Consider the following 6,367-nt stretch of genomic DNA (forward strand, 5'->3'; position numbering starts at 1 on the left):
GAGCGTTTGCTTTTTAAATCTTTTCACAAGTATTACGTTTAACTTCTTCCCCCGACATCACGCTGTAAAAAAAGCAATGGATGAGTAATTTATAGATAAAATCAAAGCTGTATAATTGCCATTAATTATAATTTAAAGAGTATAGCGTGATGCTCGGGGTGCAATGATAAAGTCCAGAGTCTTAGCGGCCCCTCCTTGACTACCGTCGTCAGTGCGAAAGCCTCAAGCAAAGCTAATTAACAGGATCAAGTTAAAAAAGAGTATGGCATTTCACGTTTCATTTTCGCAAAGTGAAGCAAAATTAAACCTCCAATAAGCCGTCAATAAAAACGCTGAATCAAACGACTCTAAGCTCCGGTTTTCTGGGTTTATCTTATATTTTTCGTAGGTATGTAGTGACACATTACTTAATGTTGGTAACAATTTTGTTTATAACAAGCTACCCTAATACCATCACCTTTAATAAATTGGAGTTATCATGAAAAAGTATTTTTATACCAGCTTGGTCTTCGGTATTTTCGGTTTTAGTTCTTTTCAGGCCAACGCCCAGCCCGAACAACCTATGCCCGTTGCCGCAAGTGCCGATAAGTACGAGCTTGAATTAGTTGCCGAGGGAATTCAAATTCCTTGGGGCATGGCTTGGCTTAACGAACAAGACTTGTTAGTAACAGACAGAGCCGGCAAACTTAGAATGATCCGTAATGGCAAACTGTTAGAGCAAGCTATTAAAGGTGTACCTAAAGTACATGCTGAGGGCCAAGGAGGCTTATTAGATATCGAGCTTGACCCTAACTTTAAAGACAATGGCTGGATTTACTTTTCATACTCGGGCTATGAAGGTGATGAGGAAGGCTACAATACCTCAATCATGCGTGCGAAGTTAAAAGATATGCAATTAACCGACACACAGCTATTGTTTGATGGTGCCCCCAACACCACAACGACTAAACATTACGGCTCTCGTATTGAGTTTGATAAAGATGGTTACCTGTATTTTTCAATTGGCGATCGCGGTGAGCGAGATGTTCATCCGCAAAGCTTAGAATATGATGCAGGCAAGATTCACCGCATCAACGCGGACGGTTCAATCCCAGAATCAAACCCGTTTGTGAATCAGCAAAACGCGCGCAATAGCATTTATTCGTATGGCCACAGGAATCCGCAAGGCATGGCGATGCATCCTAAAACTGGTCAAATTTGGAGCCATGAACATGGGCCTCGTGGCGGTGATGAAATCAATATTATCAAGTCTGGGGCAAACTATGGCTGGCCTGAGATCACTCATGGTATTAATTACATTGGCACAAAAATTACCGATGAAACAAGCCGTGAAGGAATGGAGACACCGGATTGGGTCTGGGTGCCGTCTATCGCACCTTCAGGAATGGAGTTTGTAAGCAGTGATAAATATCCACAGTGGCAGGGTCATGCCCTTGTCGGTGCGATGAAGTTTGCTCACTTAGTTTTAGTTAAGTTAGATGGCAATAAAGTAACAAGTCATAGCAAACTATTTGAAGGTGCAGGCAGAGTTCGCAGTATTTCTACCCACCCTAACGGTGATCTATATCTCGGAATCGACGGAATGGGAGTTTACCGTGTGGTGCCTAAAAGCTAATTAACCACCAAAACCTTATATTAGCGGGCTTATCCCGCGCATGTAAGTTACTATTGGAGCTGAACTTTCGCGACTAAAGTCAGCTCCTACACTTTATAAAAAATCAAAAAATAGCTTTAGTCTAGGTCAGGATTTATCCTGATAATGATGTTTAAAATATAACGATTAGCCACTTCAAACCTTTCTGCTTTTTGGGCTAAAGCTCAAGCTATAAGTTAGTGTACCAATAATATCTAGATTTAAAATTGGCTTTGATTTCAGCTTTCAAAACACGATATAGAATCGAGCCTACGCGGCGCTTAATGCTTATTAAACTTTTATAAATCAGATCACATAAAAATAATATTGGTATAACTGCAATTCACAAAAAAGCCTGCAAATTTGCAGGCTTTTGATTGTCTAACTTGCTAGCTTTGCTTTAGCTAACTCACATCTATCTACAGCACAATAATACTCGTTACTAAGTATGCTACAAACGTTAAGCTACCAGCGAACAAGGCATATGGCATTTGTGTTTTAACATGGGTAAGTAAGTCACAACCCGAGGCAATAGCCGACACCGCACTGGTGTCTGATATTGGTGAGCAGTGATCCCCAAATACGCCGCCACCTAAAATAGCCGCAATGACTAATGAAGGCGGTAAACCAAGCGCTTGAATAAGTGGTACACCAATTGGAATTAAGATAGCGAATGTCCCCCACGACGTACCCGTAGTGAATGAAATGACGCCACCGGTAACAAACAACACCGGTACTACTAGGTAAATAGGTAAGTAATCACCCACTAGCCCCGCTACAAAATCACCGGTGCCTAAATCTTTTAAGCTTGCACCTAAGGTAAGTGATAGTAGTACAATAGCCACTAATGGTAATAATTCCCCCATGCCTTTGAAGCCAATATCAACGAGTTTGTGATGCGTAAATTGACGCGCAGTTACCATCAAGAAGTAAGCTACAACACAGGCTAAAATTGTTGCATAAAGTACTGATTTAGAACCACTGCCATTAGCAATATCACCATCACCAGTCCAGAACATAAAGCCAACCATACTGCCTATTAAAGTTAATAGCGGCACAAGCATAAAACGTGCTTTAGTACCTTTAACTTCTTCTTGCAGTTCAGTTTGTTGATGCTCTAATTGCTCTTCGGCTTTTTTTAAGGGACCGTGTACTTTGTCAAATGAGATTGTATAAAAAACAATAAGTAAAGTGATTATCGCATAAAAATTATAGCCTATGCTGCCCCAAAGCACCGACACTGCGGACTCTGACATTTCATAGTTACCTAATAAACCAAGAACGTATGCGCCCCAGCCATTAAGTAAAATTAAAATACATACCGGCGCACTGGTACTATCGATAATGTAAGCCAAACGAGCGCGGCTCATTTTAAACTTATCAAACAGCCCACGAGATAAAATACCCGCGGTTAATACACTTAGGTTCGACTCGATAAACACCGCTATACCAGAGAACATAGTTAAAAAGCCAACTTGACGCTTACTTTTTGCCACGCCTTTGTTCATCAACATATTAACCGTTGCTGCTACACCACCTGATTCACGAATATAGGCAAGTAACGCACCAATCAAAATACTAAAAATAAGTATACGACTATTACCCGGAGAACTTGCGACCGCGACCACTCGCTCAATCGTATTAATAAAAGTATAAAAAAGCGTATTTCCGTCGCCTTGTAACGCAAGTAAAAACTCTGATGAAGTAACGGCGACTAGCAGTGCCATAATTACTTCTTTACGCCAAAACACGATAATTATCGCAATAAGCGGTGGCAAAATAGAATACCAAGACATAAAAAACCTTTTTAGTGCAGCCTATTGGCTGCTGTTATAATTATTATTGACCTTTAATAACCAAAGCCAGAATAAGTCCACTAGCTTAATCAGTTCCGTAATAAACTCAACTTAATTCGATTAGTAGTTTTAATTAATGGTTTAATTAGTGGTTAAGTAACGCTTCGTAAACAAGTGAAATTATAGAACCGTATTTACCGGTTTCAAACTTTTTACCTGCAAACTCATAATGTGTTTCATCACCTTCAATAGAGCTATGGCGTGCATTCGTGAGTAATACAATCGCGAGGTCATAAGCAGGATCAATCACAGTGACAGTACCAGTCCAGCCAGTATGACCATAAGCTTCAGGGCTCGCATATGGGCCAAAGTGCCATTTAAGAGCCTGGTTACCTGCGCGGCGCCAACCTAAACCATAGGTTTCGTCACTGGCTTGCGGGCTAATAAATTGTTCAAGAACCTGTGGGGTAAACATTTGTTTATTGTCATAACCACCACGGTTTAAAAGTACCTGAGCAAGTACTGATAAATCCTCTGCGGTGCTAAATAAACCAGCATGTCCTGCAACGCCACCTAATGCATAAAAAGCTTTTTCATCATGTACTTCGCCTTGTAGTACATCTGTGCGGGCATTATCAAACATAATACGACCACCACGCGTATTGCCTTGCAACTCGGTAGCCGCAATATGGTTTTTAGTCACCCCTTTTTGTAGAGGGTTATACATAATATTGGTAAGCCCAAGAGGCTGATAAATTTGCCCTTCTACGTAAGCATCAAGTGGCTGGCCAGAAAGGCGCTCAACTAACACTCCCAACAACATATAGTCAATATCTGAGTATAAGTGCTTGACGTTACGCCCTGCCACAAAAGGCACACCGGTTAATAATAGGTTTTTAGTGCGTAAGCTATTTTGTGAAAAGAACCGTTCGCCAAACTTATTGTCCTTACGATGAAAATCAACCACCGCGGGGTAGCCTGCACTGTGAGTAAGTAAATCTTTGACTAAACGCTGTTCGCGACCGGCACCTCGAAACTCTGGTAAATAATAAAAAAGAGGTTTATTGACATCAAGCTTACCTTCGCTGACAAGCTTCATAAGCGCAAAGTTAGTCGCAAACATTTTAGAATTTGAAGCAATATCAAACAGCGTATCACTTTGCATTTTTTGTGGATAAGCAAGTAATGAGCCATCAGCATTGTATTTTTTAGCATCCCCATAATGGCTTAACTTCACTAATTGTCCGTCTTTTACAACAGCAAGCACTGCACCTGGAAAGCCTCGTGCAACTTCTTCATTGATCAGCTTATCAACCTCACTAAAAGACTGGTTATTAATAGCCTTAGTGTTAAGAGTTGGATAAGGGAAACGCAGGGTTAGGTTTGCCCCCTCAGGCAATACATTTTCAACTTTAAAAGTATTAATACCGTTATGAGTACGTTTTTTTAAGCTGTATTGATATATTTTTTGCGCGGTAAGTGGTTTAGCTATATTTATTTTTTCACCATTAATGAAGATATCAGCGCTACTGGCATTGTTATTTTCGATAATGATTTGTCCGCGACCTTTATACGCTTTAAACGTACCGCGGCCATTAACTAGTTTACGCGAACTTGGATGGGCCGTCGGCACTTTAGCAACCACTTGCGCGTTAGCAAGTGGCTCAATAATAGGCTCTGGAATTAGTTGCTGTTGTTCATATTCAGCCATTAATTTAGCCGCTTTTTTAGGAAAGTACTTTTCCATCAAAGCAAATAATACCGACGCACTTCGCGCATCAGCGTTACCACTGACATGCCAAGGTAAAAAGTGCATTTGGAATGCGCTTAGCGTATCTAGAGTTTGGGGATCAAGCTGATTAGTCGCGTGTATATCATAACCGTAGCCACGTAGCGCTTTTTGGATTAGTGCAATTGACGGCGTAGCTAAACTAAACTGCTGCCAATATTTATCCACTGTTTCAGTGTCATACCATGCGCCGACTCCGGCTTTATAAAGTTGATACCAAGGGAAACGTGGACCAGGATCGTTTTTACGTGTTGGGGCAATGTCTGAGTGTCCAACCACTTGTGTTGGGCCAATATCAGGATTACGAACCAAAATATCTTTACTTAGCTCAATCAGTAATTCAACTTGTTTCGCGTCAAAATCTGGGAAAATACACAGCTTAGATGCGTCATTTTCCATGCGTACTGTCGGTTTTATTTCTGGGTAATGGCAAGTCGGTACATTAACTATTTCAATACCGATGGATTGATCGTTTAAATCTGTCCGGCCTTGCCAAAAGCTTTTTCCTGCATGCCATGCTCGGTCGTGCTCATCAACTAACTGAATAACTTTTAGCTCATCATCAGGGTAACTATCGTCGTTTGACTCTGGTAACAGATAGTGGGCACTTAAGCCGCCTTCATTAACCAACACTCGTTCTGACTTTGCATAATCAATAGCCGTGTAATGCATTACTAAAAACTTTATACGGTGGCTGTAATTAGCCGATTGGGTAAACTCATAAGGTGTTGAAGCACAGCTTACAACTAGTGTTGTAGTTATTATTAAACTAGCTTTTTTTAACCAAGAAGATATAAACATTGTTGTTTTCTCATTAAAGAATAGTCAAAGTACAAACATAAAATAGCGAGCCACTATTTCTCTAAGACAGGAAACTGATAAATTTTTATACGTATATTTACTATACTAACTTTAAAGCAAATGCATAACTATTCGTTACGCCACCCATCACTTAAAAATAGATTCCTCTTTATGACAGTAACACAGCCAAGAAACATGTAAATATTTTATTTTTAAAAAATAGAATATATAGGATATTTTATACTTAGAGTAAATTATTAATACCTCGGTTGAATACAAAGGTATTCTTTTATTTACCCTCAGTAGTTGTAAGTCAATTAATTAGTTATTATATTATTCCTAGTTCTC

The 6,367-nt window shown here is 40.0% G+C and carries 3 protein-coding genes; 1 reads left to right on the forward strand and 2 read right to left on the reverse strand.

Features of this window, described 5'->3' with window-relative positions; genetic code table 11:
• Window positions 1-478 precede the first annotated feature (478 nt).
• On the forward strand, window positions 479-1,615 hold the full coding sequence (locus tag ACT3RM_RS16525; RefSeq protein ID WP_441995334.1) for a PQQ-dependent sugar dehydrogenase: 1,137 nt from the start codon (window positions 479-481) through the stop codon (window positions 1,613-1,615).
• Window positions 1,616-2,052: 437 nt separating this feature from the next.
• On the opposite strand, the gene ACT3RM_RS16530 is transcribed toward ACT3RM_RS16525, so the two are convergent.
• Entirely contained in the window at window positions 2,053-3,429 is a 1,377-nt protein-coding gene (locus ACT3RM_RS16530; protein WP_441836569.1) for a Na+/H+ antiporter NhaC family protein, read from the reverse strand.
• Window positions 3,430-3,574: 145 nt separating this feature from the next.
• Window positions 3,575-6,019, reverse strand: coding sequence for a penicillin binding protein PBP4B (gene pbp4b, locus ACT3RM_RS16535; RefSeq protein ID WP_441836568.1), 2,445 nt, complete (start codon window positions 6,017-6,019; stop codon window positions 3,575-3,577).
• Between the last annotated feature and the right edge of the window lie 348 nt (window positions 6,020-6,367).

It is taken from the genome of Pseudoalteromonas sp. AOP7-A1-14 (assembly GCF_052376275.1).
GTDB lineage: Bacteria > Pseudomonadota > Gammaproteobacteria > Enterobacterales > Alteromonadaceae > Pseudoalteromonas.

Coding starts and splice junctions, on each gene's coding strand:
- ACT3RM_RS16525 (WP_441995334.1), top strand. CDS start 479: ATGAAAAAGTATTTTTATACCAGCTTGGTCTTCGGTATTTTCGGTTTT.
- ACT3RM_RS16530 (WP_441836569.1), bottom strand. CDS start 3,429: ATGTCTTGGTATTCTATTTTGCCACCGCTTATTGCGATAATTATCGTG.
- pbp4b (WP_441836568.1), bottom strand. CDS start 6,019: ATGTTTATATCTTCTTGGTTAAAAAAAGCTAGTTTAATAATAACTACA.